Source organism: Parvibaculum sp. MBR-TMA-1.3b-4.2 (assembly GCF_053628815.1).
Genome location: NZ_JBRJHC010000001.1, coordinates 2,552,998 through 2,577,688 on the forward strand (window position 1 = coordinate 2,552,998; position 24,691 = coordinate 2,577,688).

General features: G+C 62.1%; 22 protein-coding genes. 10 read left to right on the top strand and 12 right to left on the bottom strand.

Going from position 1 to position 24,691, the window contains the following annotated elements; all coding sequences use genetic code 11:
* On the top strand, window positions 1-381 hold the full coding sequence (locus tag ACSSVQ_RS12285; protein WP_293328387.1) for a response regulator: 381 nt from the start codon (window positions 1-3) through the stop codon (window positions 379-381).
* Window positions 382-634: 253 nt separating this feature from the next.
* On the opposite strand, the gene ACSSVQ_RS12290 is transcribed toward ACSSVQ_RS12285, so the two are convergent.
* The 4 genes from ACSSVQ_RS12290 to argH form a co-directional block, all read right to left on the bottom strand.
* Window positions 635-3,166 (bottom strand): TIGR02302 family protein, encoded by a 2,532-nt coding sequence (locus tag ACSSVQ_RS12290; RefSeq protein ID WP_454183436.1) that lies wholly within the window; start codon window positions 3,164-3,166, stop codon window positions 635-637.
* Between the two features lie 161 nt (window positions 3,167-3,327).
* Window positions 3,328-4,599: a diaminopimelate decarboxylase gene (lysA, locus tag ACSSVQ_RS12295; protein ID WP_454183438.1), complete on the bottom strand. Its 1,272-nt coding sequence runs from the start codon at window positions 4,597-4,599 to the stop codon at window positions 3,328-3,330.
* A gap of 87 nt (window positions 4,600-4,686) precedes the next feature.
* Window positions 4,687-4,929, bottom strand: coding sequence for an LPS translocon maturation chaperone LptM (gene lptM, locus ACSSVQ_RS12300; RefSeq protein ID WP_293328384.1), 243 nt, complete (start codon window positions 4,927-4,929; stop codon window positions 4,687-4,689).
* Window positions 4,930-4,949: 20 nt separating this feature from the next.
* Window positions 4,950-6,335, bottom strand: a complete 1,386-nt coding sequence (argH, locus tag ACSSVQ_RS12305; protein ID WP_454183440.1) for an argininosuccinate lyase — start codon at window positions 6,333-6,335, stop codon at window positions 4,950-4,952.
* 97 nt (window positions 6,336-6,432) lie between these two features.
* Here argH and ACSSVQ_RS12310 point away from each other — a divergent pair, with 97 nt between their 5' ends.
* Window positions 6,433-7,074 carry a TlpA family protein disulfide reductase gene (locus ACSSVQ_RS12310; protein WP_454183442.1) on the top strand — a complete coding sequence of 214 codons (642 nt, stop codon included), beginning with the start codon at window positions 6,433-6,435 and terminating at the stop codon, window positions 7,072-7,074.
* Between the two features lie 20 nt (window positions 7,075-7,094).
* Here the strand turns inward: ACSSVQ_RS12310 and ACSSVQ_RS12315 are convergent, their stop codons facing one another.
* Window positions 7,095-9,797, bottom strand: a complete 2,703-nt coding sequence (locus ACSSVQ_RS12315) for an ABC transporter transmembrane domain-containing protein (RefSeq protein ID WP_454183444.1) — start codon at window positions 9,795-9,797, stop codon at window positions 7,095-7,097.
* A gap of 336 nt (window positions 9,798-10,133) precedes the next feature.
* On the opposite strand from ACSSVQ_RS12315, the gene rfbC reads away from it, so the two are divergent.
* From rfbC to ACSSVQ_RS12355, 8 genes are all read left to right on the top strand, one after another.
* Window positions 10,134-10,703, top strand: coding sequence for a dTDP-4-dehydrorhamnose 3,5-epimerase (gene rfbC, locus ACSSVQ_RS12320; RefSeq protein WP_454183445.1), 570 nt, complete (start codon window positions 10,134-10,136; stop codon window positions 10,701-10,703).
* Between the two features lie 65 nt (window positions 10,704-10,768).
* A complete protein-coding gene (rfbB, locus tag ACSSVQ_RS12325; RefSeq protein ID WP_454183447.1) occupies window positions 10,769-11,860 on the top strand; it encodes a dTDP-glucose 4,6-dehydratase in 1,092 nt (363 codons plus the stop codon).
* Entirely contained in the window at window positions 11,857-12,765 is a 909-nt protein-coding gene (gene rfbD / locus ACSSVQ_RS12330; protein ID WP_454183449.1) for a dTDP-4-dehydrorhamnose reductase, read from the top strand. Before rfbB ends, rfbD begins: the two co-directional genes overlap by 4 nt.
* Window positions 12,762-13,649, top strand: coding sequence for a glucose-1-phosphate thymidylyltransferase RfbA (gene rfbA / locus ACSSVQ_RS12335; RefSeq protein WP_454183451.1), 888 nt, complete (start codon window positions 12,762-12,764; stop codon window positions 13,647-13,649). Before rfbD ends, rfbA begins: the two co-directional genes overlap by 4 nt.
* A 43-nt stretch (window positions 13,650-13,692) precedes the next feature.
* The gene (locus tag ACSSVQ_RS12340; protein ID WP_454183453.1) at window positions 13,693-14,490 is read left to right on the top strand and encodes a 2OG-Fe(II) oxygenase; all 798 of its coding nucleotides are present in this window, start codon (window positions 13,693-13,695) and stop codon (window positions 14,488-14,490) included.
* A 2-nt stretch (window positions 14,491-14,492) separates the two neighbouring features.
* Window positions 14,493-15,458, top strand: coding sequence for a hypothetical protein (locus ACSSVQ_RS12345; RefSeq protein WP_454183455.1), 966 nt, complete (start codon window positions 14,493-14,495; stop codon window positions 15,456-15,458).
* A gap of 40 nt (window positions 15,459-15,498) precedes the next feature.
* A complete protein-coding gene (locus ACSSVQ_RS12350) occupies window positions 15,499-16,905 on the top strand; it encodes a class I SAM-dependent methyltransferase (RefSeq protein WP_454183457.1) in 1,407 nt (468 codons plus the stop codon).
* Between the two features lie 3 nt (window positions 16,906-16,908).
* Complete coding sequence (locus tag ACSSVQ_RS12355) at window positions 16,909-18,219, top strand: rhamnan synthesis F family protein (RefSeq protein ID WP_454183459.1); 1,311 nt, start codon at window positions 16,909-16,911, stop codon at window positions 18,217-18,219.
* On the opposite strand, the gene ACSSVQ_RS12360 is transcribed toward ACSSVQ_RS12355, so the two are convergent.
* The 7 genes from ACSSVQ_RS12360 to ACSSVQ_RS12390 all read right to left on the bottom strand — a co-directional run bounded on the left by ACSSVQ_RS12360 (window position 18,191) and on the right by ACSSVQ_RS12390 (window position 24,419).
* On the bottom strand, window positions 18,191-18,745 hold the full coding sequence (locus ACSSVQ_RS12360; RefSeq protein ID WP_454183461.1) for a PAS domain-containing protein: 555 nt from the start codon (window positions 18,743-18,745) through the stop codon (window positions 18,191-18,193). The two genes, ACSSVQ_RS12355 and ACSSVQ_RS12360, sit on opposite strands and share 29 nt — an antisense overlap.
* Before the next feature lie 55 nt (window positions 18,746-18,800).
* Window positions 18,801-20,108, bottom strand: a complete 1,308-nt coding sequence (locus ACSSVQ_RS12365; RefSeq protein WP_454183463.1) for a hypothetical protein — start codon at window positions 20,106-20,108, stop codon at window positions 18,801-18,803.
* Between the two features lie 8 nt (window positions 20,109-20,116).
* The gene (locus ACSSVQ_RS12370) at window positions 20,117-20,992 is read right to left on the bottom strand and encodes a 3-hydroxybutyryl-CoA dehydrogenase (RefSeq protein WP_293327144.1); all 876 of its coding nucleotides are present in this window, start codon (window positions 20,990-20,992) and stop codon (window positions 20,117-20,119) included.
* Window positions 20,993-21,226: 234 nt separating this feature from the next.
* Window positions 21,227-22,156 carry an electron transfer flavoprotein subunit alpha/FixB family protein gene (locus ACSSVQ_RS12375; RefSeq protein WP_293327142.1) on the bottom strand — a complete coding sequence of 310 codons (930 nt, stop codon included), beginning with the start codon at window positions 22,154-22,156 and terminating at the stop codon, window positions 21,227-21,229.
* Window positions 22,153-22,902 carry an electron transfer flavoprotein subunit beta/FixA family protein gene (locus ACSSVQ_RS12380; protein WP_293327140.1) on the bottom strand — a complete coding sequence of 250 codons (750 nt, stop codon included), beginning with the start codon at window positions 22,900-22,902 and terminating at the stop codon, window positions 22,153-22,155. The genes ACSSVQ_RS12375 and ACSSVQ_RS12380 overlap by 4 nt, the downstream gene beginning before the upstream one ends.
* Before the next feature lie 350 nt (window positions 22,903-23,252).
* A complete protein-coding gene (locus tag ACSSVQ_RS12385) occupies window positions 23,253-23,846 on the bottom strand; it encodes a cob(I)yrinic acid a,c-diamide adenosyltransferase (RefSeq protein WP_454183466.1) in 594 nt (197 codons plus the stop codon).
* 48 nt (window positions 23,847-23,894) lie between these two features.
* Window positions 23,895-24,419 (bottom strand): cytochrome b, encoded by a 525-nt coding sequence (locus ACSSVQ_RS12390; protein ID WP_454183468.1) that lies wholly within the window; start codon window positions 24,417-24,419, stop codon window positions 23,895-23,897.
* Window positions 24,420-24,691: the final 272 nt, after the last annotated feature.

The window sequence follows — 24,691 nt, forward strand, 5'->3', positions numbered from 1 at the left end:
ATGGCGCGGATACTGGTTGCCGAAGACGAACCTTCCGTCCAGTCCTTCATCGCCCGCGCGCTGATGGGTGCCGGCCATGAAGTCGATTCCGTGTCGGACGGGTCGGAAGCGCTCGATGCGCTGGCCCGCGCCATGGACGTGCAAAAGCCCTACGAGCTTCTGCTGACCGACATCATCATGCCGGTGATGGACGGCATTTCGCTGGCGCTCTCCGCCTCGCGCCATGCGCCGGGGATCACCATTCTCCTGATGACGGGCTATTCCGACCAGCGCGAGCGCGCGCATGGGCTGGAGGCGATCATCCACGACATCATGCTGAAGCCCTTCACGCTGGACGAGCTGGTGACGCAGGTCGACGCGGCGCTTGCCTCGCGGGGCTGAGGCGCAGCGCTTTCAAGAATTCAGTGTCATCCCGGCGAAAGCCGGGATCCACTCTCGTCTCCGCTTGTCGAAGGGCTAATGGGTCCCGGCAACAAGTGCCGGGACGACACCGGGCTTTAAGCCTCAATCGTCAAATACAACATGCTTTGTCATTCCGGGGCTTGTCCCCGGGATCCACTCGCAGCGCGGCTTGCCGAAAGGTGGATTGGGTCCCGGCTTTCGCCGGGATGACGCAAAGCGGTTAGTCCATCCCTCAATACCGTTCCAGCAGCCGGTCGAGATAATCGAGTTCTTCCTGCGGGCGGTTGAGTTCGCCCGCGCGGCGGCGCAGCTCCTGCAGGATTTCACGGGCCTGCTGCAGGCTGAATTCGCTGGGGACGCCCACCTCGCCGCTGGGGCTGTTGCTCATGCCCTGGCCGTTCGGGTCGCGCACGCGCCCGAGCGGGTCGGATTTGCCGTCCTTCCTGACATAACCCTTGCCGCGGGCGCCTTCCGCCATCAGCTTGTTCACCAGCCCCTCGACGCCCTTGCGCAGCTTTGAGACGACCTCGCCCTGCGCACCGGCGGCCCGGTCGGCGCGTTGGTCCCTGAGCCAGTTCATCGCCTTTTCCATCTCTCTCTCTGCCTTGACGATGAAGTCGAGCGGCACGTCGTCGCGCATCTGAAGGTCCTTGATGACGCCCTTGAGGTCGGCCTGGAGTTTCTCCTGCTCGTCTTTCAGTCCGCCGAGATCCGGTGCGCCTTCCTTGTCCTTGCCTGCCTCGTCGTCACCGGCCATGCCGCCATGCTGCTGTTGACCGAAGGCGGACATGCCGTGTTGCTCGGGCTGGGCGCGGAAGGTCCGGTCCATCAGGTCGCGCTGGCGGCGGATCAGCTTGTCGAGTGAATCGACGGCATTTTTCATGCTCTGCTGGCGCGGAGAGAGAGAACCCTGAGACTTCGGCAGTTCCATATTTTCCATCATGGAGCGCATTTGCTGCAGCATGGCTTGGGCCTGTTCGCGTGAGCCGGCCTGGGCAAGGCGCTCGATCCGGTCGATCATCTGCTGAAGCTCATCCTCGGTGATGAACTTGGTGTCCGGTTTGAGCTGAAGTTCCTTGCCCAGTTCCTGCGGGGAGTCGTCGCGTAGCGCATTCACTTCGCTCATATAGCGGGCGAAGGCATCTTTCAGCTCGGCCATCAGCTGGGCGATTTCGGCGTCGTCCGCATCCCCTTCCAGCGCTTCGGAGAGCGCTTTCTGCGCGTCGCGCAGGTCGCGTTCGGCAAGCGACAGATCGCCATCCTCGATCCGCAGCGCGATCGACCACAGGAGGTCGTAAATGCCCTTCATCTCTTCGGTGCGCCGCGCCGTCGCCAGCCGCCAATAGGCGGTCCTGAGCCCCATATAGACGGCGGGGTCGGAAATGGTCTTTTCCGGGTCATGCGTGAAGGCGTTGAGGAAGCGGGCGACGCGGGCCGTGCTGCGCGGATTGCGCGCGAGTTGGCGGCGCTGCTCCACGATGGCGCGGGCGAGCGGGTCCTTGAAGCTGCGTTGGGGGATGGTGAAGTCGATGCTGCGCGAGTGCCCCTGCTGCCCGGCATCGTCGGTTGCCACCAGCGTCATCGTTGCTTTCAGCCCGGCCCAGGGATGGCTGCGCAAATCCGTCCATGTCCGGCCGTCGGCTTCCTTCGGGCGTGCGCCGGAGAGCGGCAGGCGGATATCGGGCGGCGCAACGGTCGGGGCGGGGGGCATGAGGGTATCCATGATGGCGTTCAGCTGCGGATCGTCCACCGCGCTCTTTTTCGCCTTGTTCTCGTCCAGGCGGATGTCCGCCTGCGCCGTGGCGATGCCGTAATCGTCCTTCGCGATATAGGAAATCCCGATCGCGCCGGAGGTGGCGGTTTCCGGATCGGCCTTGAAGGCGATATAGGGCGCCTCGTCCGGCGTCACGTCGACGGTCCAGCTATCCATGATGCGGCCCGCCCCGGTCAGCGTGATCTCCGCGCTCTGCATCAGCTTGCGGTCGATGGAATGGCTGCCCGGCGAAATTTCGGTGAGCGGTTCGGGTTCGGCGCGCTTGCCGGTTTCCACGCTGAGCGCGGGATAGGCGCGCATGCCGTTCACCCTGAGCGACAGCACGCTGCCCTGCGGCACGGTGATGGCGGTCATGCCGTTTGCGCCGCCGGTCTGGTCTGCGGGCGTCGCATCGCCGGTCAGATAGATGGGCGGGATGCCGGTATAGGGCGGCGGCGAGATCCAGGCCTCGATCGCGATATCCCGGGAAAGCGATGCGCCGGGCAGAAAGGCGGAGGTGAGGCGCGGTCCGGCGTCGCGTCCGCCCGCCCAGACGGCGACCAGCAGCAGCAGGACGACCGCGGCGCGCAGGCCGAACGGGTCCTGACCGGCAATGCGCGGCGCGGGCAGGCCGATGCGCAGATGGCTCAGACGCCGGGAGAGCCAGTCGCGATGGGCCCGCCACAGCGTCTCGTCGCCCGTGCCGCCCGCCTGCATGTCCTCGAAGGTAGACAGCGGACGATGGGAGAGGCCGGAGGCGGTTTCGATCTGGCGCAGCGCGTCATGGCGTGTCGGCCAGCGGAAATCGCGAAAGCCGCGCCAGATGGCGAGCGCCAGCAGAACGCCGAAAGCGGCGAGCGCCAGCCAGTGCAGCCAGAGCGGGGCGCCTTCGAACAGGCCGAAAAGGGCAAGCGAGACGAAAAAGCTGGTGAGCGCCGCCGCCCGCCAGAGCGCGGGCCAGAGCGCCTCCCAGAGCAGCGTCGCACGGGCCAGCGCGATGCGCCGCTCCACGCGGCGCGGAAGTCTTTCGTGGCTTGCGGATGCTTTTCCGGGCCCGCGGCCATTTTCGGCGTTTTCGGGGCCATCTTCAGGGCGTGCCAAGCTCTCGCCTTTCGCGCGTCGATGGATGAGGCTCCGGCTCTCCGCCACCTCTTTCGGCGCTGCGTTGCGCCTCAGTCGGAGAGCCAGTCCGGTATCATATCCTGTCTCAGCATTGCGTCATAACTGGGGCGCGCGCGCACCTCCGCAAAGCTCGATCCGCGGACCAGAATTTCCGGCACGAGGGGACGGGTATTGTATTCGCTGGCCTGCACCGCGCCATAGGCGCCCGCCGACATGACGGCCACCAGATCGCCCGCCTTCATGCGGGGCAGCCGCCTTTTGCGAGCGAAATAGTCGCCGGTCTCGCAGACCGGGCCCACCACGTCATACTCGATCTCTTCCGCACCGGGGGCGGGTTCGGCCACCGGGCGGATATCGTGATGCGCGTCATAGAGCGTCGGGCGGATCAGATCGTTCATGCCCGCATCGACGATCAGGAAGGTGCGGTCCTCGCCGACCTTCTCATAGATGACGCGGGTGACGAGAATGCCCGCATTGCCCGCGATGAGGCGGCCCGGCTCGAAGGTCAGCTCGCAATCGAGATGGCCCAGCGTGCGCTTCACCATGGCGGCATATTCGTCCGGATGCGGGGGCACGTCATTGTCGCCGCGATAGGGAATACCGAGCCCGCCGCCCAGATCGATCCGGCCGATGGCATGGCCGTCGGCGCGCAGCGCTTCCACCATTTCGCCGACGCGGGTGAAGGCGGTGGAGAAGGGTTCCAGATCGGTGAGCTGGCTGCCGATATGAACGTCGATGCCCGCAATTTCGATACCCGGCAGGGTCCGCGCATGGGCATAGACGGCAGGCGCGCGGCGCCATGAAATGCCGAACTTGTTCTCTGCCTTGCCGGTCGCGATCTTCTCATGCGTCTTCGCGTCGACATCGGGGTTCACGCGCAGCGCCACGCGGGCGCGCTTGCCCATGCCCGCCGCAACGCGCGAAATGGCGTCGAGTTCGGGCTCCGATTCCACGTTGAACTGGTCGATGCCCACGTCCAGTGCGAAGGCGATTTCGGCGTCCGTCTTGGCAACGCCGGAAAAGACGATCTTCGAGGCGGGAACGCCTGCGGCGATGGCGCGGCGCAGCTCGCCTTCCGACACCACATCCGCGCCCGCCCCGAGGCGGGCCAGCGTGCGGATCACGGCGAGATTGGAATTGGCCTTGATCGCATAGCAGATGCGCGCCTTCTGGCCCTTGAACGCCTGCGAGAACACCTCGTAATGGCGTTCCAGCGTGGCGCTCGAATAGCAATAGAAGGGCGTGCCGGTGGCGGCCGCTATGTCGGGGACGGCGACGCCTTCCGCGTGAAGGACACCGTCGCGATACTCGAAATGGTTCATCTGTCTGCCGCTTTGCCCCGGGGCGGCGGGCGCTCAGGGGGACAAGAGTTCGGGGTCGGGGTTCAAGGGGCGGTGTTTGTCCGCCGCTCAGTTGCTCTGCGCCGCCGGATCGTCGGGGTTCGACTTCATGCTCGTATCGGCGGTGATGGGCCGCATGTCGATGGGCTGGTCGCTCTCCGGCGCGTCCAGCGTCATGCTGCTTTCATCCGTCGGCATTTGGGCTTTTTCGCCCGAGGGCAGTTCGAGCGGTCCTCGTTTGCCGCATCCGGCAAGCGCAAGGCCGAGGCCCAGAAAAAGGCCTGCCGTCACCCATGTGCTGCGGTTTTTCATTGCGCTTTCCCCTCGCCCCTTCAGGACTGTTCCAGTTCCTTGCGCCAGAAAGCCGCCATCTGCCGCACATTTTCAGGCGCCGTGCCGCCGAAGCTCGTCCGGCTGGCGACGGAGTTTTCCACGCCCAGCACCGAATATACATCTTTCGTGATGCCGGGTTCCACCGCCTGCATGTCCTCAAGGCTCAAGCCGTCGAGATCGCATCCCCTGGCCTCGGCCTTGGCCACCAGGCTGCCCGTCACGTGATGGGCCTGGCGGAAGGGCAGGTTCAGCTCGCGCACCAGCCAGTCGGCAAGGTCGGTCGCGGTGGAAAAGCCCCGTGCGGCGGCGGCCTTCATGGCGGGTTCGTTGATGGTCAGTGTGCGAACCATGCCGGTCATGGCCGCGAGCGACAGCGACAGCGCGTCCAGCGCATCGAAGGCGGCTTCCTTGTCTTCCTGCATGTCCTTGGAATAGGCGAGCGGCAGGCCCTTCATCACGATGAGCAGCGAGGTCAGCGCGCCGATCACGCGGCCCGATTTCGCGCGGATGAGTTCCGCCGCGTCCGGGTTGCGCTTCTGCGGCATGATGGACGAGCCGGTCGTGAAGCTGTCGGGCAGGCGGATGAAGTCGAAGCCCGGTGTCGACCAGATCACGATCTCTTCGGCGAGCCGGGAAAGATGCATCGCGGCGATGGAGGAGGCCGAGAGCGCTTCCAGCACGAAATCGCGATCCGACACCGCGTCGAGCGAGTTGCGGGTCGGGCCGTCGAAGCCGAGCGCCTTCGCCGTCATCTCCCGGTCGATGGGGAAGGATGTGCCCGCAAGCGCCGCGGAACCCAGCGGGTTGAGGTTCAGGCGCTTCCGCGCATCCTGCATCCGGCCCCGGTCGCGCGCCGCCATTTCCACATAGGCCAGGCAATGGTGGCCGAAGGTCACGGGCTGGGCCGTCTGGAGATGGGTGAAGCCGGGCATGATCGCATCGGCATGGGCCTCGGCCTTTTCCAGCAGGGCAAGCTGGAAATCCTTCAACTGCTCGTCCAGATGGTCGAGCGTGTCGCGTACATAGAGCTTGAAGTCGGTCGCGACCTGGTCGTTGCGCGAGCGTGCGGTGTGAAGCCGTCCCGCCGCGGCGCCGACAAGCTCGGTCAGGCGCGATTCCACATTCATGTGGATGTCCTCAAGCTCGCGGCTGAAGGCGAATTCGCCCGCCTCGATCTCGGCCAGCACCTTGTCCAGACCGTCGATAATTTGATCGGCGTCGGTTCTTGAGATAATTCCCTTCTCGGCCAGCATTGTGCAATGCGCTTTCGAGCCCTGGATATCCTGGGCGAAAAGGCGCTGGTCGAAACCGATGGAGGCGTTAATTTCCTCCATGATCCTGTCGGGGCCTTCGCCAAACCGGCCGCCCCACATCTTGTTGCTCATGCTCGCTTCTCCGGGAGCTGTCCGCCAGACGGTCGGATATTCGGGAAGGGGCGGTCAAAGGCCCGGCAACGCCACGAGGAAGTTCCGAGGAAGATATATGTCCCAGAAATCCCGCAACCTGCCGAAACTCGCCGCCGCCCTTGTTGCCGCCGCGGTTCTTGTCGTTGCCGGGATATACTTGATCGTCGGTCCCTTAGGCAAATCCGGCGGTGGGGACGAGGCCGGGGCGGACGCCGTGCCGAACCCCCATTACGCCGCGCTCCAGGCCGCGGCGACCGGCGATGTCGCCGCCTTCGTGCCTGCAAAGGCGCTGAAGGCGGTGCCGGATGTGGTCTTTCAGGACGCACAGGGCAAACCGGTGAAACTCTCCGATTTCCGGGGCAAGACCCTGCTTCTCAACATCTGGGCGACCTGGTGCGCGCCCTGCCGGGAGGAAATGCCGGAGCTGGACCGGCTGCAGGGCGAAATGGGCAGCGATGCGTTTCAGGTGGTGGCGCTCAGCGTGGACAAGACGGGGCTGGAGCAGGCCCGCGATTTTCTCCAAAACACGGTGAAGGCCCAGCATCTGTCGCTTTTCAACGACCCGAAAGCCAGCGCCAATTTCCAGCTTCGGGCCGTCGGCTTGCCGACCACGCTGCTGGTGGACCCTCAGGGCCGCGAGATGGGCCGGATCGCAGGCCCCGCGCCCTGGGACGGCAAGCAAGCGCAGGCGCTGATCCGCGCGGCGCTCGGCCAATAAGCCGAAAAACCTGAAAAGCCTTATTCCGCGCCGACGGCGGCGAGCTTGGGCGTCGCGTCGCGGAACTGCAGCGAATAGAGCGTGGCATAGAGCCCGCCCTCGGCAAGCAGCTCGTCATGCGAGCCCGACTGGACAACCTCGCCCCGGTCGAGGACGTAGATCCGGTCGGCATTGCGCACGGTGGACAGGCGATGGGCGATCACGATGGTGGTGCGGCCTTCCATCAGCCGGTCCAGCGCTTCCTGCACCTTGGATTCCGACTGGGCGTCGAGCGCCGATGTCGGCTCGTCCATTAGCAGGATGGGTGCGTCGCGCAGCATGGCGCGGGCGATGGCGACGCGCTGGCGTTGCCCGCCGGACAGGCGTCCGCCCGCCTCGCCGACCGGCGCTTCGTATTGGCCGGGGAGTTCCGCGATGAATTCATGGGCATTGGCCATGCGGGCGGCTTCCTCGATCTCGTCGTCCGTCGCGCCGGGGCGGCCATAGGCGATGTTCTCGCGCACGGTGCCGGCAAAGAGGAAGGTCTCCTGCGTCACCAGGGAAAGATTGTCCCGAAGCGAGCTGAAGGTGAGCCCGCGCAGATCCTGCCCGTCAATGCTGACGCTGCCCTCCTGCGGATCGAAAAAGCGTTCGATCAGGCCGAAGATCGTGGTCTTGCCGGCGCCCGACGGGCCGACCAGCGCGGTGACGGTTCCCGCCCGCGCCTCGAAGGTCACGCCCTTCAGGGCGGGCTGGGCGCCGTAGGCGAAAACCACATTGTCGAAATCGATCCGCCCGCCCTCGCGGATTTCGAGTGTCCGGGCATCGGGGCCCTCGGTGACGGAGGGTTCCACATCCAGCAGGGCATAGAGCATTTCCACGCCGACCATATTGGCCTGTAGCTGGACATTGAGCCGGGCGAGACGTTTCGCGGGTTCATAGGCCATCAGTAGCGCGGTGATGAAGGCGAAGAAGCTGCCCGGGTCGGCGCCCTGCGCGATCACGTTCCAGCCGCCATACATAATGATGGCCGCGATCGCAAATCCGCCCAGCGTTTCCATCAGCGGGCTCGTCATCGCATTCATTCGGGCGATTTTGTTGGACCGCTGCTCCACCTGTTCGACCGCGACGCCCATGCGGTTGCGCATGTGCTTTTCAAGGTTGAAGGATTTGACAATCCGGATACCGGCAGCTGTCTCCTGCATGGCGGAGACGATTTCGGCCAGCGATTTCAGTTCCAGGCGCATGATCTTCTTCACGCGCCGGACGAGGCGCGCGACGCCGTAAACGGCCAGCGGCATGATCACGAACATGATGAGCGACATGCGCGGATCCTGAATCACCATCACCGCGCCCAGCGAAATGACGGAGAGGACGTCGCGGCCGAGGCTCTGGATGATGAGGTCGATGGTGGCGCGGGCGGCCTGCGCATTGTAGGACATGCGGGTTGCCAGATCGCCGAGGGCATACTGGTCGAAGAAGCTCAGCGGCTGCTTGAGGATGTGATCGAATATCCGTTTCTGAAGCGTGGCGATGATGTTGTTGCCGATCCGCTCCAGGATCACCTGCTGGCCATAGGTGGACAGGCCCTTGATCGTGAAGATAGCGATCACCGCGCCGGCGATGATCCACACCATCTCTTCTTCCTTGTTCACGAAGATGCGGTTGATCACATCTTTCATGATCCAGGCGCTGGCGCCCGTCGTCGCCGCGACAAAGCCCATCAGGATGAAGGCGACGACATAAGCGGAAATATGCTTGCCTACATTCTCTTCAAACAACCGGCGCACCGTTGCCAGAGAACTTTCCGGGCGGCCGAATAATTTATGCGCGATCCAGGCTTTCACCGTTCGGGGATCGGATGCCATCTCGTTTTCTTCGGCAGCTCCGGCCGCGGGTTTCGCCGCGTCGGAACGCGCCAGATCCGCAAGTGCCTCGATCCGGCCGAACGCTGCGGCCTGCCTGTTTCTGTCGAATTTGACCGATGCCAGAGCCAGGCGTTTCCATGCCTTGCGGCGCTCCCGCTGCAGGTCGTAGGGCTGACCGTGTTTCTTGCGGACATAGATGGAAGAACGGATGCGTTCGTGTTCCTTGAAACGGGTAAGGTCTCTGGATGAACCGCTGGATTTTCCGAAGGCATGGCGGACCGTTGCGGCGGGTTCGTAGATGAGCGACCAGCCGCTCTGCGTGAGTCGCAGGCTGAGATCGTCATCGTCGTGATAGAGGAAGATGTTTTCATCCAGGCCGCCGATGGCCTCGAATACCTCGCGCCGGCAAAGCAGTGCCGCGCCGGTCAGTAGCGGAACGCAACAGCTATATTCGGGTTCAACGGGCGGGCGGGCCTTGCCGTCGACGGGGTGCAGGACCGATTTGTGCCGCCAGACACTGCGGCCGGTCTCATCTATGAGTTTCGGGCCGATAAGCCCCGCATCCGGATAGTGCTCGGCTGCGGCGAGCAACGTGTCCAGCGCGCCCGGTTCCAGGCGCGCATCGGGGTTGAGGAAAAGGAGAAACTCGCCATGAGCGCTTTTCGCCCCGATGTTGTTTGCCTTGCAGAAGCCGAAATTGCCGGCATTGGCGACGCATCGCGCGCCTGAGGCGCGGGCGATCTCCAGCGAATTGTCCTTGCTGGCATTGTCGACGACAATGACTTCCACCTCGTCGGGAAGCGATGCCAGTGCATCCCCCAGAACTCCGGCGCTGTTATGCGTCACAAGTATTACGGAGACAGTGTGAGGGGGCATTTATTTACAATGTTCTCAGTTGAAGGCAGCGAGCGAGATTCGGGGATCATGCCGTTTGCTTCGGTCGTCCACAATGGTTTTGCCGTATGAATTTCGAAGCAGTAGGCGGGAAATGGCGGCCATCTGGCTCTGAGCGTGATCTCCCGGCGGCGACGATACCCGTTGCGGATAACCGTTCCTTTGGATTTGATGTTTATTTGTTTTGGTGTTGCGTCAAAATATACCTATGCGCTTATCCGATCGCTTTTTGGTCCATGCGCTCAATAAATTCAGTGTATAGAACTAAGAATTATAGTGTCATAATTCGACTGAAACTGTTGCTTGAGGACATGAATTATGAGGCCGGCGCTTCTTCCGGTTCCGGGGCATCCGGACGTCAAACTTCTTGAGGTTCGCCGGATCGACGACGAGAGAGGGTTTTTCTCCGAAACCTATAATGAGAATGATTTCGCTTCCGCCGGCGTGGATGCCCGTTTCGTTCAGGACAATCAATCCCTTTCGCGACGCCGCGGGACCTTGCGAGGTTTGCATTTTCAACGCCCGCCGCACGCGCAGGGCAAGCTGGTTCGCGTCACGCGTGGCGCCATTCTCGACGTTGCCGTCGATATTCGCCATGGTTCCCCCACATTCGGGGAGCATGTTGCGTTCGAGATCAATGCGGAAAACTGGCGTCAGCTATATGTTCCTGTCGGTTACGCGCATGGCTTCGTCACCCTCACGGACGATACCGAGGTGCAGTACAAGGTGACAGACTTCTACTCGGCGGAGCATGATGCCGGCATCGCGTGGAACGATCCTGCTCTGGGCATCGACTGGAAACTGGATGCGGCGGACATTACGCTTTCCGGGAAAGACCGGCAGCATCCGGTATTGGCGGAGTTGCCGCGCATTTTTGAGTTTGCATAATCTTGAGACCGGCTGGCTGGGGGTCGGCTTCACGATAGTTGTTTGGGTTGAGGGGGGAGATGCCTATGAAAGTGCTGGTCACAGGTGGCGCGGGATTTATCGGGTCGGCGGTATGCCGCCATCTCGTCATGTCGGCCGGGCATCATGTCGTCAACCTGGACAGTCTGACCTATGCGTCGAACCCGGCTTCTCTCGCGCCGCTCGCGCATGACGAACGCTACAGCTTCGTTCACGGCGATATCTGCGATGCCGTGATGCTCCGTCAGCTGTTTGATCGCGAGCAGCCGGATGCCGTTCTTCACCTTGCCGCCGAATCCCATGTCGATCGTTCCATCGATGGATCGCATGACTTTATCCAGACCAATATCGTCGGGACGCATTGTCTGCTCGAGGCGGCGCGAACTTATTGGGAGCGCTTGCCGGCGGCCCGGCGGGACCTGTTCCGTTTCGTGCATGTCTCGACCGACGAGGTCTATGGCAGTCTCGGGCCGGAAGGGCTGTTTTCCGAAACGACGGCCTATAGTCCCAACTCGCCCTATTCGGCGAGCAAGGCGGCGTCCGACCATCTCGCCAATGCCTGGTACCACACTTACGGCCTGCCGGTGATCGTCACCAATTGTTCCAATAATTACGGGCCGCGCCAGTTTCCGGAAAAGCTCATCCCGCTGATGATCCTGAATGGCCTGGAAGGGAGCACGCTGCCCATCTATGGAAGCGGCGAGAATGTTCGCGACTGGCTTTACGTGGACGATCATGCCGAGGCGCTGGAGCTGGTGCTTGATAAAGGCCGGCCCGGCGAGAAATACAATATCGGCGGCCTCAACGAGCGCACCAATGTCGAGGTCGTCGAAGCGATTTGCGATCTCCTCGACGAGATGCGGCCGGATCGTGGCATCGGAGAGCGGCGCTCCCTTATCCGTTTCGTGACCGACAGGCGCGGCCATGATCAGCGCTATGCCATCGATGCCTCCAGGATCGAAGCCGAGCTTGGCTGGCGGCCGCGGGAGAAATTCGAAACGGGCCTTCGAAAGACGGTCGAATGGTATCTTGCCAATGCCGATTGGTGGATGCCCTTGCGCAATGAAGTCTATGGCGGAGAACGGATCGGTCTCGGCCCCGATAGGGAGAAGGCGGAAAAGGCCGCCGCCGCGAGATGACAACCGTTCCGGCAACAGGTCTGGTCGTCGGAAAATCGGGGCAGCTGGCCCGGTCGATGGCAGCGTGCGAATGGGACGGGTTCGACATCGTCTGTCTCGGCCGCGACGAGCTCGATCTTGCCCGCCCGGAGGATATTCCGTCGCGCCTTGAGGCGCATCGCCCTGCGCTGGTCGTGAATGCTGGCGCCTATACCGCCGTCGATAAAGCCGAGACCGATGCGGCTTCCGCTTTCGCCGTCAATCGCGATGGTCCCGCCGCGCTGGCCGAGGCCTGCGCGCGCGCCGGTATCCCGCTCATTCATGTCTCCACCGATTATGTGTTCGACGGCAGCAAGAAGGGCGCCTATCGGGAAGACGACGCGGTTTCGCCACTCGGCGTCTATGGGGCGTCGAAGCTGGCAGGCGAGGAGGCCGTGCGCGCCGCCGGGCCGCGCCATATGATTTTGCGGACGAGCTGGGTCTATAGCCCCTATGGCACGAACTTCGTGAAGACCATGTTGCGCCTGGCGGAAACGCGCGACGAAGTGTCGGTCGTCTGCGACCAGTTCGGTTGCCCGAGCTATGCGCCCGATATTGCCGACGCCATCGGGGCGCTTGCGACGCGGCTTCTTTCCGGCGAGGAGATTTACGGCACGTTCCACATGGCAGGCCGCGATGCAACGACATGGCATGATTTCGCCGCGGGCATTTTTGCCGAGGCGGGCAAGCGCGGCGTGCGTGTGCCGTCACTGAAAGCCATTCCAACCAGCGATTATCCGACACCGGCCAAGCGCCCGATGAACTCTCGTCTCGATTGCGCGAAGCTCGAGGCGGCGACCGGCTTGCGGCTGCCCGGCTGGGAAAGCGGGATAGGGCGCTGTCTCGACGCGCTCCTTCCTGAGCGCGTGGAAGGAGGCGTATCGTGAAGGGGATCATTCTCGCAGGCGGGTCGGGCACGCGGCTTCATCCGGTCACGCTGGCGGTCAGCAAGCAATTGCTGCCGGTCTATGACAAGCCGATGATCTATTACCCGCTGACGACGCTCATGCTGGCGGGGATCAGGGACATTCTGGTCATCTCGACGCCGCATGACCTGCCGCTGTTTGAGCGCCTGCTGGGCGATGGCAGCCAGTGGGGCATCAACTTGTCCTATGCCGAGCAGCCCCGGCCTGAAGGTCTGGCGCAGGCTTTCATCATCGGCGCGGATTTTGTCGGCGACGACCCTGTCGCGCTGGTCCTGGGAGACAATCTGTTTATCGGAGAGGCCTTGAGAAACAGATTGTCCGCGGCGCAACGGAAGGTCGAAGAAGAGGGCGGCGGCGTGGTCTTTGCCTATCACGTGCCGGATCCGGAACGGTATGGCGTGGTGGCTTTCGACGACCACGGGAAAGCGATCTCGATCGAAGAAAAGCCGGCAGACTTTCTATCGAGCTGGGCGGTCACGGGGCTCTACCTCTACGACAATCATGTACTGGACATCGCGCGCGATGTGCGGCCGTCGGCGCGGGGCGAGCTTGAGATTACTTCCGTGAACAATGCGTATCTGGCGCAAGGGAAGTTGGCTGTGGAGCGGTTGAGCCGCGGGTTCGCCTGGCTCGATACCGGCACTTTCGACAGTCTCATGGAGGCGGGGGAATTCGTGCGGGTGATGCAGCACCGGCAGGGGCTGCAGCATGGCAGTCCCGAAGAGGTGGCGTGGCGGCAGGGGTTTATCGACGATGAAGCGCTGGCGGAGCTGGCGCGGAATCTCGGCAAGTCCCCGTACGGCAAATATCTGGATCTTACTCTCAAATTTCCGGATCGATGGTGAGAGCCGGGCAGGGCAGTCCGGAAGCGACGGAGAATATTGGGCGATGAATAATATTGTGAATCCGAAAATTGTCGAATGCGACCGGCAGGCGCAGCGTGAAATGTTCCGTTCGGCCGAGCCGTTCAATCACATCGTGCTGGATGAGTTCTTTCGGCCGGATCTTGCCGATGCTCTGGCGGCAGACTTCGAAAGTGCCTCGCCGGGCTGGCACGAATACCACAATCCCATCGAGGTCAAGAAGACCTGCAACAACTGGAACGAATTTCCGCCGGACACCTATCGTGTCTTCAGTTACCTCGTTTCGGAGCCTTTTGTAGAGATGCTCCGGGAGCTGACGGGTGAGCCGGCTCTCGTCGCCGATATGGGCCTGCATGGCGGTGGGTGGCACCGGCATGGCGCCGGCGGCAAGCTCAACACACATCTGGATTATTCGATCCATCCCAAGACGGGCCTGCAGCGCAAGCTCAATCTTATCGTCTATATCGGGCGGGATTGGGATCCGGCATGGGGTGGCGGCCTGGGGCTCTGGTCTCAGGAGGAGGAAACGGGAAAACCCGGCGAGATCGAGAAGGTCGTGGACTGCCTTTTCAACCGCGCCGTTCTTTTCGATACGACGCAGAATAGCTGGCATGGTCTGCCCGAACCGATCCGCTGTCCGGAAGGCCGCTACCGCGCCTCGATGGCGGTGTATTACATGATCCCGGCCGAGACGGGTGCGTCGCCGCGCGAGAGAGCGCTCTTTGCGCCGCATAAGGGGCAGGCGAGCGATCCGGAAGTGCTGGATCTCATCCGCAGGCGGAGTTCATCGGCGACGGCGGCCGATGTCTATCGGGCACGTTGAGCATGGCGGAAACGAGAACGAAGAAAAAGCGGTGGCGGGACCGGTTCGACACGATGTTGCACGGACGCACAACGGACAAGCGCAGGGCGCGATTGTCGCAACGGCACAGCACGGGGTCGCTGAGAGTTGTTCGTCCGGGAGAGACCGGGTCGCGGATTGCGTTTATTTCCACCTTCTGGCCAGGCGGACATGCATTACTCACCTCCTTTGCGCTGGCCGAAGCGCTGCAAGAGGTTGGCTTCTCGCCGGTTCATATCGTTACCTCGGACCGGATGCCGGATTTCGAGGCTGTTTTCGACAGGCTGGAAGCGGAGGGTGTTTCTCTCGGCAGGGCAGGTGTCGTCTGGCGTAAAAATGTAGGGAAGGATTTCGGCGGCTACAAGGATGCTTTCCATGCCTTCAGGGAGCCGTTGTCGAAGGCCGAGTGCGTCTTTATCGCGAATGACAGCCTCGTCGGGCCGCTATTCCCATCCGACTACTTTCAGCGGCTACGGGATGCCGGGTCAGGTATATGGGCCCCGACCGAATCGTTCGACCGGTCCTATCATCTGCAAAGTTCGCATGTGCTCTTCTCGGGACGCGACGCGGTTGACGCAGCGCAGCAGTTCTTCGACCGGTATCGTTTCTATCGTAACCGCGACAATATCGTGCGCTGTGGCGAAATGGGCCTCAGCAAATGGTTTCTGCGACGCCATTCCCATATGGAAGCTTTCTATCCGGCCGGAATGTTGGCGACGTATAAGCGCAGCGATGTCGTTCAAGGGCGACGGAAGGAAATGTGGCTGGATCTCAATCCGCAGCACTTCTACTTCGATTCTCTGCTGGAGGCGGGGTTTCCCTTCGTCAAGCGCGAGTTGCTGGTGAGAAATCCGCTGATGCTGCCCAAGGTCTATGAGCGGGTGTTGTCATGCATGGAAAGCAAAGGTCAGCATGCTGATATTCTCTTTCAGCATTTCCGGCCAAGCTGATGTGGCGGAAATGCCTTAAGGGGCATTGGAAAGTTTAGAAATGTATAAAGTCGATTTCCTGGAAAGTGCTCGAATTGAAACGCAATGGCCTTGTCCTGCCTGCGGAGCGGCCTCGGCGAGTGTAGGCGTGAGCGTGGATACCGGCATGGTGGAGCTCGGGGTGCAGGAGCTGGCCCAATGTGGTGTCTGCGGGAGTTGGTTTTTCCTCGGTGAAGATCCTGTGCTCGGCTATCAGGATGATGTGATCGAGCCGAAATACTGGATACACTATGTACAGGTCGGGGCGGGAATCGATGCGATGTTGCGTCCCGTCATGGCGCTTGGTGAGAGGGCGCGCGGCACCTTTCTGGATGTAGGATGTGGGTTTGGCTTCGTGCCGGACTTCTGGTCGAAATCCGGTCGAGGCGAAGCGATCGGACTAGAACTGGCGGCCTATGGCAAAGTCGGGAAAAGACTTCTCGGTGCGGAAATCCATCACGAGTATCTTGCCGAGTGCGAGGCCATCCGGGGGCGGAAGTTCGATTTCGTGTATTCCTCCGAGGTGATCGAACATGTCAGGGATCCGCAGGGGTTCCTCAAGGAACTGGCAGGCGTGCTTGCGCCAGAAGGCATGGTTATGCTCACAACGCCTTCGGCGAGTTGCGTCAGGAAAGATTTCGAGGAGACACGGCTTCATTCCGCGCTTTCGCCGGGCTTTCACTATTTTCTGCTCTCGGCCGAGCGACTGGAGACGCTGCTGGAAGCTGCGGGCTTCGCTTTCCACGTGGTGGAAGACAATGGCGAAAGGCTTACGGCCTGGGCGTCACGTGTGCCGTTCGAGAAGCCCGGTCCGAAACCTTTCGACTGGGAAGAATATCTGGGTTACCTCGAAAAAGTGTCGGAGCGGGGAGATCCCCATTTGAAGGGCGGCATGCTCTACCGTCTGTTCAAGGATGGCATGAATACCGGTCATATGGATGTGGCGAGAAGGGCGTTTCCGCGTCTTGAGGAGCATGCCAAAAATGCCTACGGAATCGACCTGAATTTCCCCAACATTTCGGAAGCTCTTCAGTCTCCGGATTTTCTCGACGGTTCTGAACAGTATCCGGCGTGGCTGGGCGGGGCGCTTTTTATGGCCGGAATCTATGCAGGAAATGAGCTTCACGATGCTCAGCGCAAGTTGAGATTGCTAGAGGCGTCGACTCACATGCTCGAGCATGAAATGGAAACTGGATTCCAGTTTGCTCAGGAAGCAGCGGCTTTTCTCCCTGCGGCGACCTATAATTACCGAATGGCGTTGGTCGAGCTTTTGAGCACGGAGATACCGCGCGGTCTCGACCGGGAAGTGCCGAACGTTTATGCAAGGCCCGATAAAAAACAGATTAAGGCTTTCGAGCGGCGTTTATTGGAGCTTGCCGGAACCATCAACACATTTGCGCGGTCAGGCCTCGCAAAGTGGCTGCAGTAGTGAATGACCGGAGTGGAGCGATTTCCTGACGAGCTGTCCGACGTTGCGGAGAAGCTCGTCGAACTAACACCGGGGCTATACGAGCTTTCTTTTCGGCAGGTGGGGGCACCGCTTCCTGTCGCGCAAATCGGATATCAGGCGCTGAACGGTGCACGGCATCATTTGTCGGTGCCGGCTCTCGATGGAAGCATCGCCTTGCTTCGGGTCAGGGAAAATCCTGTCCGGCTAGCCGTCCCCGATGGACTTGAGATGGTTTGCCGTCCGTTCTCGCTTCCAGACCTTCGCCATCTCCTCTGGCGCCGCAAGAGCGATTACAAGGCGCGGCTGAACGTGCCCGGATTTTTCTCCATCGTGCCGTTGCTGGCGGCCAGGGGGAGAGAGGGGCGGGAACTCAAGAAGAGCTTGAGCATTCTGCGCAAGTTCGGCTTTGCCGTTTCCTCGGCGAACTTTCAGTGCACGCCGGGACTTTTCGACGAATGGCCACCGTCCGGCGCGGTTCTTCCCATGCACCGGTCATTGCAGAAATCCGACACGGCGCTGCCTTCATTTGCCGTCGTTCTTCATCTCTATTACCGCGACCTCTGGCCGGAATTTGCCTGGTGTCTCTCCCGGCTTTCTATGCCCTTCCGGCTCATCCTCACGCTGAATGACAGCGATCCCGACTTGGAGAGCGATGTGAGGCAGCTGTTTCCCGATGCGGAAATCCATGTCATGGAGAACAGGGGACGGGATGTCGGCCCTTTCATGGAGTTGCTGCGGCAGGGCCATCTCGATCGATTCGACACCGTCTGTAAGCTGCACGGCAAACGCTCTGCAGTGGACGGGGCGCGGGCGCTGCTGGGGCATGTCTGGCGCCGGGCCAATCTCATTGATCTCGTGGGCTCGGACGAGCAGGTCGCACATATCCTGCGTCGTTTCGCGGAGGCGCCCGATATCGGCATGATCGGGTCGGCGCGCTTTCACTTTCCCAATGGGCATTTCGACGAGGAAGGCGTGTGGGGGGAGAACAAGGAGGCTGTGCAGGGCCTCATCCGACGGCTGGGCACCGACCCGGAAGGGCGGCAGGCGGAGTATTATGCGGGGACCATGTTCTGGGCTTCGTGCACGACGCTCGCCGCATTGAAGACGCTCGGCCTGTCGCTTCAGGATTTTCCGCCCGAGCATGGCGCACTGGACGGCGATCTCAACCACGCGCTTGAGCGTCTCTTCGGCATGGCGCCGGCCTTGAACGGGCAGAGGTTGGAAGATGCGCCCGTCGTCTATGAGCCGTCCGGCGTATTTCCGCCTAGCCCCGGTCCTTCGCCGGCGCGCTGAAAATCCCGCCGAGGATCTGTTCCACGCCGTCGCCGGTCACGGTCAGCGGCAGGGCGACGATATGGGCGTCGCGGCAGGCGTTTTGCTCGTTCAGCATGATGACGCGGGCATAGACGGGCGCTGCGGTCTCATAGGTGCGGCGGTTGATTTCCATCCAGCGTTCCTGCGTCCGGCGGCGAATATCGTGCGTTTCCGGCGCGCCGCCGATCTCCGAGACGCGCTTGCCGGTCCGCTCCTCGCCCGCGATCTTGATCAGTTCTGTGCCGAAGAGCCGGATCAGGAAGTCGGTGCCATCCTCCAGAACCTGATTGATGACGAGATAGGGCAGCAGGGCGCGGATTTCGGAGGGGCGGATTTCTTCGCGGAGCGGCATCGTCCGGTCGCCGCGTTTGGCGATCCAGTAATTCGCCAGTTCCCGGGCAAGCGGGTGCCCGGGCCAGTCCATATACTCGATCTGGCCTTCGATAAAATGTGGCGTGCCGGAACCTAGTGCCAGCGATCCCATCGAACCTGCCCCCGGGGCCATCGGCCCCTCTCATGAATATCCATATGCTAGATGGGGGCGGGTTAACGAATTGCTGTCATTTCGGCTGGAATGCCCCGGAGGGGGCGGATGCAGGGCGTCCTGACCTGCAAGGCGACCGGGCGTCTGAAGGCGTCGGGCCGAGCGCAAAATTGGGCATTTCCCAGCCGTCCGGCCAGATGTTCACGGTCTTGCTCCCGGCGGCCTGCGCTCTTTCATATTCCCTGCGCCAATCCGGGCCTCCGAGATATTGGTCGACATTATGCATGGAGGAAATCAGCAGCATCAGAACGGCCCCGAGATAGAAGATGTTTCGGTTGAAACGGCTGAGTGCATAGACGGTCAGCAGGACATTCGAGGCAAAGAAATACCGCGCCGAGAATGTGGTGGAGATCAGCTCCGTCTTGTCGCCAAGGGCGGTGGCGGTTCCCAGCACTGATAGCAAGGCCGCGCATAGTATCATGGCCCGGGACGAGTCGGAGCCCGCATTGATTTCGCGCCGGACGATGTAGAAGAACGGGATCGAACAGATGATCCCGAGGAAGATCGCACCGGATCGTTGCGCGAGGGCATCGCGCAGGATGAGAGCGAAGGGTTCCCCGATATCGGGGCCCAGAAGCGGCCCCACGACCTGCTGGCTGATCACGGGAAGCCAGTAGAGAAGCGGGTTGGCCGTGAGGCTCCGATCCCCGGTGTCGAAACCGTGCGTTGCGATGATGGCGAGTTGAAGCAGGCTCGTGGCGGCGAGGATGGAAAACTGGATCCAGCGCTCCCTGTCGCCATTATTCGCGGCCAGATAGAGAAAGGCAGGGACCACGAAGTTTGCCGGAATGCCGCTCAGGCCCGACAGGAGAAGTAATAGTCGGAAGGCGTGTTTCCCTGCGCCCGTCCGGACCGGCAGCACCGCGATCAGGGCGGCCAGCAGCGAGAAATGAAACTGTAGATTCGCCGTATTGGCCCAAACCTCCGGCGATTGGGGCAGGCCGACGATGATGAGGACGAGAATCGGCAGGAGCCAACCCCGGATTCCCAGCGATCTGTGCATCCAGACGATCAGGAAGACGGGGATCGTCTGGAGCGCGAATGACGAATAGGTCGTGACCAGCGGCGCATATCTGAAGTCCACTATCGTCGCAGCCGAGACGACTGCGTTCGCAGCGAATTGGAGATGGTCGTTGAAGACGAAGAAGAACTTTTCGAGCGGCGGAAGGCAGGCGATATGCGTGTAGAAGCGGGAGCCTTCTTCAGCCCAGAAACGCCCGTCCAGCAGATAGGGACGCATTTTGGTGAGGCTGAGCGCGACATATAGGAGAAGGGCGAGAACGACATATCCGTTCTCCCGGATTTTTCGCTCGCCTGTTTGCACAGGCGGTCCTATCGCGTGGGAACGGGGTGTTCGCCGCGATAATCGTAGAAGCCGCGCTGCGCCTTGCGGCCCAGCCAGCCGGCCTCGACATATTTCACCAGCAGCGGGCAGGGGCGGTATTTGCTGTCCGCGAGCCCGTCATAGAGCACCTGCATGATGGAGAGGCAGGTGTCGAGGCCGATGAAATCGGCCAGTTGCAGCGGCCCCATCGGGTGGTTCGCGCCGAGCTTCATGGCCTTGTCGATGCTCTCCACCGAGCCCACGCCCTCGTAAAGCGTATAGACCGCCTCGTTGATCATGGGCAGCAGGATGCGGTTCACGATGAAGGCCGGGAAGTCCTCGGCATTGGCCACTTCCTTGCCCAGCGATTTGGCGAAATCCTGGAAGAAATCGAAGGTTTCGTCATCGGTGGCGATGCCGCGCACCAGCTCCACCAGCTCCATCACCGGCACGGGGTTCATGAAATGGACGCCCATAAAGCGTTCCGGCCGGTCCGTGGAGGCGGCCAGCCGGGTGATGGAGATCGAGGAGGTATTGGTGGCGATAAAGGCGTCTTCGCGCAGATGCGGGCAGAGATCGGCGAAGATGGCGCGTTTGACCTCTTCCTTTTCGGTGGCGGATTCGATCACGACATCCGCGTCCTCGAAGGCGGTGTAGTCGGCGGCGGCGGAGATGCGGTCGAGGGCTGCTTCCTTGTCGGCCTCGCTGATGCGGCCGGAGCTTGCCTGGCGCGTCATGTTGCCGTTGATGGTCGCAAGGCCCGCCTCGATGCGCTCTTCGGTCATATCGTTGAGCGCGACCTCATAGCCCGCCAGGGCGCAGACATGGGCGATGCCGTTGCCCATCTGACCTGCGCCGATCACACCGACTTTCCGAACCTTCATTTCGCATCCGTCCCGCTTGGCCCGGGGGAGGGGCGACAGCCGATCCCCCGCGAATGATACACAAAACGCATAGGGGCGCGGCGCGGTTTTCCTGCCGCGCTATCCGTGCCCCAATCTACAGGTTTTCCATGGATTGCTGCGCTGCGCAATATGGCGGGGGACATATCGGGCATGAAAAAGGCGCTGTTCCCGGGGGAACAGCGCCTGATTTCGTTTCGTGGAACGGTGGAAGGCTCAGCCGAGCGCTTCTTCCAGTTCCGGCACCGCCTGGAAGAGGTCCGCGACCAGGCCGTAATCGGCGACCTGGAAGATCGGGGCTTCCTCGTCCTTGTTGATGGCGACGATGACCTTCGAGTCCTTCATGCCCGCCAGATGCTGGATCGCGCCGGAAATGCCGACGGCGATGTAAAGCTCGGGCGCGACGATCTTGCCGGTCTGGCCGACCTGATAGTCGTTCGGCACGAAGCCCGCATCCACAGCCGCGCGCGAGGCGCCGACCGCGGCGCCGAGCTTGTCGGCGACCTTTTCGAGCATGGCGAAGTTCTCGCCGTTCTGCATGCCGCGGCCACCGGAGATGATGACCTTGGCCGCCGTCAGTTCCGGACGGTCCGACTTCGTCAGCTCTTCGCTCACGAATTCGGAAAGACCCGGGTTCTCGGCCGCCTCGACCTTCTCCACCGAGGCCGAGCCGCCGTCGCCCGCCGCCGGGAAGGCGGTGGTGCGCACGGTGATGACCTTCTTGGCGTCGGTCGATTTCACGGTCTGGATGGCGTTACCGGCATAGATCGGACGCTCGAACGTGTCGGCGCTTTCCACGCCCACGATGTCGGAGATCTGCGCGACATCGAGAAGGGCGGCCACGCGCGGCATGAAGTTCTTGCCGATGGTGGTGGCGGGCGACAGGATCGCGTCGTAGGAGCCGGCGAGCTTCACCAGGAGAGCGGCGAGCGGTTCGGCAACCGGATGCTCGTACTGGGCGTCGTCGGCCACGAGGACCTTGGAGACGCCGTCCAGCTTCGCGGCGGCTTCGGCAACGGCGTCGCAGCCCTTGCCCGCGACGAGCACATGCACGTCGCCGCCGATCTTCGTCGCGGCGGTGACGGTCTTGGCCGTCGCGTCGCCGAGATCGGTGTTGTTGTGGTCTGCAAATACAAGCGTGGTCATCCGATCACTCCCGCTTCCTTGAGCTTCGAAACGAGCTCCTGAACAGATTCAACCTTGATACCGGCTTCGCGCTGCGGCGGCTCGGTCACCTTCAGCACTTCCAGGTGCTGCTTGATGTCCACGCCGAAATCGGCGGGCGCCTTTTCGTCGATCGGCTTCTTCTTCGCCTTCATGATGTTGGGCAGAGACGCATAGCGCGGCTCGTTGAGGCGAAGGTCGGCGGTCACGATGGCCGGCATCTTCAGCTTCAGCGTCTGAAGGCCGCCGTCGATTTCGCGCGTCAGGTTGAGCGTTTCGCCGTCGACCTCGACCTTGGAGGCGAAGGTGCCCTGCGCCCAGCCCAGAAGCGCGGCCAGCATCTGGCCGGTCTGGTTGCAGTCATCGTCGATGGCCTGCTTGCCGAGGATGATGAGGTCCGGCTTTTCTTCTTCCGCGATCCCTTTCAGGATCTTGGCGACGTTGATGGGTTCGACCACATCGTCCGTCTTCACCAGGATGCCGCGGTCGGCGCCCATGGCGAGCGCGGTGCGGATGGTTTCGGTCGACTGTGCGACGCCGATCGATACGGCGACGACTTCAGTGGCCTTGCCCGCTTCCTTCAGACGAACCGCCTCTTCAACGGCGATTTCATCGAACGGGTTCATGGACATCTTCACATTGGCGAGGTCGACGCCGCTGCCATCCGACTTCACACGGATTTTCACGTTGTAGTCGACAACCCGCTTGATCGGAACGAGCACTTTCATTGAGGTGAACTCCCTGCGCGTTGCACCGGTTCTCGGGCGTGGCCGGATTTCCCGGAATCCGGGGCCGGTTCTGCCGTTACCGTTGGCTCCTGACCGGTGGTCCGGTCCTTATCGGTTCCACTCCGCCAGGCCGGCGGAGCGACGGTCTCAAATCCTTCGGCCCAGCCCTCCTCGCATGGCGGACATGCGGCGGAAATCGCTGTTCCTCGGGGGAAACTCCGGCTGTCTGTAAAGAGATAGACAGCTGCTGCGGTGCGGCAACCTAGTGTGAGGATATGGCCCTGTCAACGCGAGGCGGGGTCGCGCGGTCCGGCGGGCGGGACAAGCCCCGCGGGGGGGCGAGGGGCGTCCTACCGGCTTGCGCCCGGGACCCAGAGCACGTCGCCGTCGCCTTCGGCCTTGTTGACGTAACGCGCTGCGACGAAAAGAAAATCCGAGAGCCGGTTGAGATACTGGAGGCAAGGCTCGCCGATTTCTTCGCCGGCTTCGCCTGCCAGCGCGGCGGCGACCCGTTCGGCCCGGCGGCACACCGTCCGTGCGTGGTGCAGATGGGCCGCGGCCTCATGTCCGGCGGGCAGGATGAAGGAGCGCAGCGGCTCCAGCTCGGCGTTCATGCGGTCGATCTCGGTTTCGAGCCGTTCGACCTGGCTTGCGATGATCCTGAGCGGTTCGTAGCCCAGCTCTTCCTGCTCGTTCGGCCCCTTATAGGGCGTTGCAAGGTCGGCCCCGAGGTCGAAGAGGTCGTTCTGGATGCGCGAGAGCATGGCGTCGAGGTCGGGCATATCTCGCGTATGAAGACGCGCGATGCCGAGAACGGCGTTCAGTTCGTCCGTCGTGCCGTAGCTTTCGATCCGGAGTGCGTGTTTGGGCACGCGTTCGCCGGTGGCAAGGGCCGTGTCGCCCTTGTCGCCGGTGCGGGTATAGATCTTGTTCAGCGTGACCATGTCGTCTCCGGCCCAAAAATGGGGGCAGGGGGGAATCGGAAGGCGGGCTCAGGCGTTGCCGGATTTCATCCGGGTCAGCGTTGCGTCCTTCATGATGAAGTGGTGGTAGAGCGCGCCGCCGATATGCAGCACCAGCAGGCCGCAAATGATGAAGGCGTTGATCTCATGCGCCTCGTGGCCGATGTCGTGCAGCGTGTCGTTCTGCACGATATGGAGCGGGATCACCCAGAAGGCGTTGATCGACTTCTCATGGAAGGAGATCATCATCAGGCCGAAAATCGCCTGCAACGTCACGGTGAGCATCAGCAGGTGATGCACGGATGTGGCGAGAATCTGCTGCCAGCGCGGCATGGGCAGGAAATCGGGCCGGGGATGGCCGGCTCTCCAGGCAAGCCAGAGCACCATGAGCGCCAGCACGATGATGCCGACGCCGAAGTGAATGGTCGAGGTCGCCTTGGTCATGGTGAAGCCGCCCAGGATCATGAGCAGAACGAGCACCGCCGCCGCCCAGTGATAGACGCGGCGCCCCTTGTCGAAACTCGTCACTTCGCTTGTGGTCGTGTTCGAAGACATCGCTTCTCCCCCTTTTAGCCAATTTCCATGTCGGGCCTGCCGCCTTGGGCGACGACACAGACTCGCGTGACCGGGCCCGCGAGGCAAGTGCTAATGGCTCGCAATTTCCGGCGGCCATCTTGATCTTTCGGCATCCATGCGCGAATCTTTCCTCAAGGCTCGGCCGAAGCCTCCATGACCCGCGGAAAGGGCAGCGCCCCGGCCTGACGACAAGAAAGACCCATTTTGCGGTTTCCTTTTCTGTCTGATCCGGCGGGCACGGACGCGATGAA

Coding starts and splice junctions, on each gene's coding strand:
- ACSSVQ_RS12285 (WP_293328387.1), top strand. CDS start 1: ATGGCGCGGATACTGGTTGCCGAAGACGAACCTTCCGTCCAGTCCTTC.
- lysA (WP_454183438.1), bottom strand. CDS start 4,599: ATGAACCATTTCGAGTATCGCGACGGTGTCCTTCACGCGGAAGGCGTC.
- lptM (WP_293328384.1), bottom strand. CDS start 4,929: ATGAAAAACCGCAGCACATGGGTGACGGCAGGCCTTTTTCTGGGCCTC.
- argH (WP_454183440.1), bottom strand. CDS start 6,335: ATGAGCAACAAGATGTGGGGCGGCCGGTTTGGCGAAGGCCCCGACAGG.
- ACSSVQ_RS12310 (WP_454183442.1), top strand. CDS start 6,433: ATGTCCCAGAAATCCCGCAACCTGCCGAAACTCGCCGCCGCCCTTGTT.
- ACSSVQ_RS12315 (WP_454183444.1), bottom strand. CDS start 9,797: ATGCCCCCTCACACTGTCTCCGTAATACTTGTGACGCATAACAGCGCC.
- rfbC (WP_454183445.1), top strand. CDS start 10,134: ATGAGGCCGGCGCTTCTTCCGGTTCCGGGGCATCCGGACGTCAAACTT.
- rfbB (WP_454183447.1), top strand. CDS start 10,769: ATGAAAGTGCTGGTCACAGGTGGCGCGGGATTTATCGGGTCGGCGGTA.
- rfbD (WP_454183449.1), top strand. CDS start 11,857: ATGACAACCGTTCCGGCAACAGGTCTGGTCGTCGGAAAATCGGGGCAG.
- ACSSVQ_RS12340 (WP_454183453.1), top strand. CDS start 13,693: ATGAATAATATTGTGAATCCGAAAATTGTCGAATGCGACCGGCAGGCG.
- ACSSVQ_RS12345 (WP_454183455.1), top strand. CDS start 14,493: ATGGCGGAAACGAGAACGAAGAAAAAGCGGTGGCGGGACCGGTTCGAC.
- ACSSVQ_RS12350 (WP_454183457.1), top strand. CDS start 15,499: ATGTATAAAGTCGATTTCCTGGAAAGTGCTCGAATTGAAACGCAATGG.
- ACSSVQ_RS12355 (WP_454183459.1), top strand. CDS start 16,909: ATGACCGGAGTGGAGCGATTTCCTGACGAGCTGTCCGACGTTGCGGAG.
- ACSSVQ_RS12360 (WP_454183461.1), bottom strand. CDS start 18,745: ATGGCCCCGGGGGCAGGTTCGATGGGATCGCTGGCACTAGGTTCCGGC.
- ACSSVQ_RS12370 (WP_293327144.1), bottom strand. CDS start 20,992: ATGAAGGTTCGGAAAGTCGGTGTGATCGGCGCAGGTCAGATGGGCAAC.
- ACSSVQ_RS12375 (WP_293327142.1), bottom strand. CDS start 22,156: ATGACCACGCTTGTATTTGCAGACCACAACAACACCGATCTCGGCGAC.
- ACSSVQ_RS12380 (WP_293327140.1), bottom strand. CDS start 22,902: ATGAAAGTGCTCGTTCCGATCAAGCGGGTTGTCGACTACAACGTGAAA.
- ACSSVQ_RS12385 (WP_454183466.1), bottom strand. CDS start 23,846: ATGGTCACGCTGAACAAGATCTATACCCGCACCGGCGACAAGGGCGAC.
- ACSSVQ_RS12390 (WP_454183468.1), bottom strand. CDS start 24,419: ATGTCTTCGAACACGACCACAAGCGAAGTGACGAGTTTCGACAAGGGG.